The organism is Candidatus Jordarchaeum sp., from assembly GCF_052745115.1.
In genome coordinates, this window is sequence record NZ_JBRAKS010000239.1 from 1 (window position 1) to 5,951 (window position 5,951).

At 36.3% G+C, this 5,951-nt stretch carries 5 protein-coding genes; all 5 read right to left on the bottom strand.

The features are described from left to right. On the bottom strand, positions 1-545 hold a 545-nt coding region (locus ACUVXA_RS14775), incomplete at its 3' end, for a glycosyltransferase family 4 protein (RefSeq protein ID WP_445872048.1). Positions 546-1,045: 500 nt separating this feature from the next. Next, complete coding sequence (locus ACUVXA_RS14780; RefSeq protein WP_445872049.1) at positions 1,046-2,077, bottom strand: hypothetical protein; 1,032 nt, start codon at positions 2,075-2,077, stop codon at positions 1,046-1,048. Positions 2,078-2,428: 351 nt separating this feature from the next. Continuing rightward, positions 2,429-3,583, bottom strand: a complete 1,155-nt coding sequence (locus ACUVXA_RS14785; RefSeq protein WP_445872050.1) for a hypothetical protein — start codon at positions 3,581-3,583, stop codon at positions 2,429-2,431. A gap of 44 nt (positions 3,584-3,627) precedes the next feature. Then, a complete protein-coding gene (locus ACUVXA_RS14790) occupies positions 3,628-4,752 on the bottom strand; it encodes a glycosyltransferase family 4 protein (protein WP_445872051.1) in 1,125 nt (374 codons plus the stop codon). A gap of 10 nt (positions 4,753-4,762) precedes the next feature. Next, positions 4,763-5,917 carry a glycosyltransferase gene (locus ACUVXA_RS14795; protein ID WP_445872052.1) on the bottom strand — a complete coding sequence of 385 codons (1,155 nt, stop codon included), beginning with the start codon at positions 5,915-5,917 and terminating at the stop codon, positions 4,763-4,765. Positions 5,918-5,951 lie beyond the last annotated feature (34 nt).

The window sequence follows — 5,951 nt, forward strand, 5'->3', positions numbered from 1 at the left end:
CCCATCTTTTTTCTTACGTCAGGGTTCTCAATTAGAAATTTGATTTTTTCTGCTATCTGATGAGGATTCCGTTTCTCGACAATAAATCCATTTACGCCATCCTTCACAGATTCTTTTATGGCCCCCTGATCAGTTGTTATAATCGGCAATCCGGCAGCCATCGCCTCCACAATTGCCCAGGGATGACCTTCAGGTTCGCGAGGCGGGAACACAAAAACATCTCCTGATAAAAGCAGATCAGTTTTCGCTTTTCCATATAACGGGCCAGTCAAAGTTATCGGCAACAATGGGTTTGCTTTTATAAATTTAATAAATTCATTTATTGTTTCTTCGTTTCTGCGATCTCCAGCAAAAATAAATTCTACGTTATTATGAATTTTGACAACTTTAGGAACCGCTTCAAGGACATCGAAAGCGCCTTTTTCTTTTCCCAAGTTTGATAAAAATAGAATCCTTATTTTGTTTTTATTATTAACGTTTCTTTTTCTTATGTCAAAAAAGTAATTTGCCCCATTTGGCACAACAAATATTTTTTCGGGAGGCAAAATCCCAGAGAATAAGTCTCTTAGGCAATCTCCCAAAACTATTTGTCCATCTACAAGCGAATGAACACGCCGGATAATCCAACGCGTTAATGAAGTCGTGGTCAGATACCAGTTTCTAAAATTGCTTCCTCGAAGATGGCAAACCACCTTACTACCAAATAATTTTGCTAGGAGTATAAATGGCGCATCACGAAAATACCCTATTGTTGTCTGACAGATCGGAATATATATGAGAGCTGGCCGGTGCCTTATGATAAGTTTAAGAAGCAAAAAATAGTGCTTGATTGCGAGAAAGATATTCCATAAATCTAATCTATTGAGCGTGTTAAGACTGCGATGATCTGAAGTGTCGAGGTGAATTAGATTGAATCCTTCTTTCAATCTTGAATTTATAATAACCTCTGTCGCAATATTTGGTCCAATATAGGGGGGCGGAACCGCACCCATTATGACAATAGGCGTTTTGATTTTCTTCATTATCAATTAGAGATGAGTTTGAATTATTTTTCGACTGGTTGGAATTGCTTATTTAAACATAGGCCAACGAGCCCCCAAGTAGCCGGTTGAAGAATCGGATAAAACCCAGCCAGTTGACCTAACGATTCACAAAAATAATACGTTATTCCAAGCAAACCAGCAAAATAGAGTGCTTTATTGTCTCTCATAAATTTTTGTATCATCTTGATCGATAAGCTAAACAATAATCCTAAATACAATAAGAGATATGATATCCCGCCTGCGAAGAGGATTCTAAGAAAATCATTATGAAAATATCCATGTGATCTCCCTGTCCCGATTATTTTTTCCAGAATAGGAAGACCTTTCCATTCTATTAAATAGCTTTTCCATATTCCTCCCCTTCCAGCAAGAACATAATCGCTCGAAATATTTCCTGCTGCATATTCAATTTCCTTTGAAAAAAGAGTTTTCATATCGGAGAGAAGCTTGTTTCCGATAAGGGAATTTATAAGGATTAGGAGGGAGATCGCCATTGGAAGCACATACATTCGTTTACGGAAAAAAGCAAATAATATTATCCACAATACCAGAGTCAACACGACTGCTTTAGAATAAAGAAAATACAGGCCAACCAAGCAAAGAGAAGAAAGAAAAAGGAGAGCGATTTTCATCAAATAGCGAGAGCGATTTAAGAAATAGTTCCAATAAATATATATGCCAATGAGGGCCTGTACAATAAATATCCTTGCCGTCACCGCGTCATGATAGATGCCCTGACTTCTAATCAGCCCTCTTGTTGCATGATAGCGCAACGTGTATCCCGTAATCTTTTGAAACATAATAAAAATAAGGGGAAAAATAACAGCCAAAACAAAAGAAACAATCAAGGCTTTTTCGTCGCTTTCTTTAGAGAAGTATACTGAGCATAAATAAAAACATAATGGAAGAAAGAGAGACTTAGAAAAAAATTCCACAGCTGTCAGTGTTGCGCCATTCATGTAAATTCGAACTGAAACTAAAAATAAAATAAATATATAAATTAAAAAAAATTGCGCAAAAGGAGCCTCGTACACCTTTTCTCGCTTAACTAAGATCCTCAAACAAAAAACAAAAATAAATAGGAAAAAATATAAGTCGATCAGGCTAATATTTATTAATTTGTATCGCCAACTCGATGATACAATTGGGCTCATCAAAATAAAAACAAGAAATGGCTTCTTGTAGGAATTGGAAAGCAGAGAAAAAATCAACAGCACTGCACACGCAAAAAATCCTACATATACAAGCATCAACTAAGCTCTTCTCGCTCTATTGAGTTATGCCCAGCTTAAGTTAATTTTCTTCTGATCAAAAAAAGTTTCTGATTAGTCTCTAACGCAACAAGCATCCAATATCGGCGCAGATTTGCTATAATCCTTAGAAAGCTAACTATCATAAAAAAAAACAAGCATCCAACCCATGTGATATGGACGAGTCTCATTCAATATTTCCAACCCGCCCAGAGCCAGTTGATTATCGTTTTTAACGCTGGGCAAATGAAACCGAGATCGCACCATGTTCAAATAATAAGATAATTCAGATAAGGGCGCCTTTCTTTGGACGCATCTTAGAATTATCCCCTCCTCCCATAGAATCATAGAAATTCCCATTTCATTGTTCCCATATAACCAATCAAAACTCTTCTCAATAAAGTCTGAATAATCTCTCTTTGAAACAATGGACAATTTTTTTAGAGCCATTGGTCCCATTCCATCCTGATGGACAGAAAAAACAGGATATTTATCTGCGATTGTTCCGCGCCTAACGTTATAAATCCACCAAAACTGACCATGTGGCCCTTGAAGAGAGCATATCTTATTCGAACAATTTAGTGCTACTTTCAGTGCCCGATCATCACCCGTTGCTTGATAGTATGTGGAAAGTCCATAAATTGAATACGATTGAGAAGCAAAGTTTCCAAATTCTCTATGATAGCCAAGAATTTTTTTAAAACCCTGCTTTTTCGAAACATAGGAAAAGATATGCGTTTCTTGATTAAATGCATCAATAATGATATCAGCAATAGATTCACATGCTTGTGAGATTAGAGAATTTCTAAATCCATTCTTATATAAATAAGAAAATGCTGACAGCGTCCAAGCGGCTTCCACAACCGGTCTCTTGCGAAGTTCTTCAATAAGAACATTGACTTTCTTATCAGGTATTAGTCGCTCCATCACTTTCTCTTCGATTTCACCATACAAAAGACTGAAAGCCCACAAAAGGAGAGCTAGATCTCCGGGCCCTCGTTCCTCCATTGCATTTATCCTGCACAAGAGTTCTTTCAATATCTCAGATACCGAAAAAGGAATATCTATACCGCGTAGCTTGGCTGATTGAAGTCCTATCGCCGCTATAGCTGAATAACGCTCCGAGATCGGCCCTAATTTCCTTTTATTTCGATCCCAATTAAAAACAAATAATCTTGATTTTTTATCATACATAAGATCTAAAGCTCGAAATGCAAGATTAGTAAGCTTGGGAATCTCCGTCTTATAATTCCAAAGAGGAGGATTTGCGTTCACATTTTTGTTATTCAAATCATCCACTGGTTTTTTATGGGCTATAAAACCAGAAAATATACCTAATACAAAATGGCATTCCGGAAGCCGCTGACCATTTTTTCAATAGAAAAATCTTTTAAAGCTTTATTCTTTGCGTTCTTACCTATCATCCTAAGGTAGCTATCTTCTTTCATTAAAATAAAAGATAATTTCTCAGCTAAGTCTTCGGCGCTATCTTCTTTAAAATAAAATCCTGTTTCTTCATTTATTACGAGGTCTTCTTCCGTGCCATCGGCCGAACTTACTACAACGGGCAAGCCAAAAATCATCGCATGATAAATAGCTAAGCCCCCAGAACCAGGCAAAACAAAGATATCCGATATTTTGAAATAAAAAGAAATTTTCTTAAGATCTCTTATTTCACCAAGAAAATGAACGTCAATCAAAGAATGCTTCCTCGCAAAATTTTTGCACCTTATTTTGTCAGAGCCATCTCCTATAATAAGCAGAGCCAATCTGCTCTGCCAGCCTGAATTAAGAAGTAACCTATAAGCTTCTAATAAAAGTATCAATTTTTTGGGAACCTCGATTTTACCGACAAACAAGAGCACCTTTTTGTGCTTTAAATTATGAAAGATCTCCGCATGTCCTTTAATATTAAACCCATTCTCATTATTTATGTTCAAAGCCATGCGGTCGTCTATTACATTTATCGCAGTAAATATCCTCGATGGGGCCTTCCCTAGAGACTGGTAATATCGATTAGCCTTCGAACTATAAACTATGATATTATCCACAAATCGGCAAAAGAGGCTATAAGTTAAGTTCCTTATTCGCTTTTTGATTTTACCTGTACCAAATGGTTCGAAGCCAGAACTCCACCAGCACACCTTTATCTTTTTTGCCTTGAGCGCTGGTATAATCAACAAATAAGCAAAATTAGTTACTCTCCCCTCAAGCACGACCACATCATATGATTTAATTAAAAAATGAAAAATTAGGTCAAAAGACATAAAAAATATCGAACTTCCTATTCTAATTGATTTCAAATGGAACTTTCTTGTTTTAAACGGTAGTTTTGCTTTTCTGTCTTCATTTGAAGCATAAAAAACAGTTAGCCATAAATTTTTCTCCTCATTAAGTCTTTCAAAAAATGGTATCCTGAAAGGAGCAATTCTGTGCTGAATAATTGCAACGTTTATCATGCCGACCCAACTAATATTTTTTTAAATCCAGGCAAAATTCGTCATTGAAAAGGCTTTCTTTATATATATTATGCAATTTCTGGCCTACATTCTCATAGGAGAAGTTCTCTTCAGCGAATTTCGCAATTTTTTCGGGATCGAATTGCCAATAATTATCCAACATATAATCGAGAGAACCTGTCAATGAATCCACATCATTAGGTGGAATAAGAATTCCTGTATCACTTGTAACTATTTCCTCCGGACCTCCGCACTTCGTAGCCACAACAGGCTTCCCACATGCCATCGCCTCAATAAGAACTGATCCGAAACTCTCTCTTAAACTCGGCAATACAAAAAAATCACATAATTTTAGATGGGAAGCCACCTGTTCATGCCTCATTTCTCCTGCGAATTCGATAAAATCTAATCCGATATTTATATAGTTATGCCACCTTTCTATGTCCTTACTCTTCCCCCCAATCATAATGATTATAAAATCCGATCTCTTTTCCCTTAACCTTTTGCCGGCTTCAATAATATTTCTGATTCCCTTATTGATGCTCATATCAGAAATATGAAGTATCTTTTTTTTCTCTTTATATTTATTTTGGGGGCCATCAATACAAAATTTTTCTATGTTTACTGGATTTGGCACAATTTTTAGCCTAATATTGGGCCAATATTCCTTTATAGAATTGGCCAAGAATTTACTCACAGCTATCACTTGATCCGAACTTTTTATCGCTCGTTTTATGCAAATTCTTCTTAAAACCGAACGCATTGAATTTCTGAAGTCTCCTGCATGCTCAGTGATTACAAGTCGACCTCCAAACCTTTTCTTTATTATAGAACCTATCACTGCCGAGGGAAAAAATTTTTGGGCATGAATTAGCTCAAACGGGCCTCTTTGCTCGGCTAGAATTATTGAATAAATAGCTGCAATTAGGTAATTAATCCCGTCTATCTTATTCCATATTTTTGGATACTCAAATCTTACAGTCGGTATAGTGTTTTCAATATTTTTTTTTACCTTATATAGCTTTAAAACATCAAAAACTTTTTTCGAGCCTGAATAAAAGCAAAATACCGTAATATCATCATATACTGAAATTGCCTGCGCTTGCTCCCTAAAAAAAACCCCTGACGCCGGCCTTTGTTCAGATGGGTAGTCTGGTGCTATCATCAGAACTTTAATTCTTTTATCTGAGATCACTTAA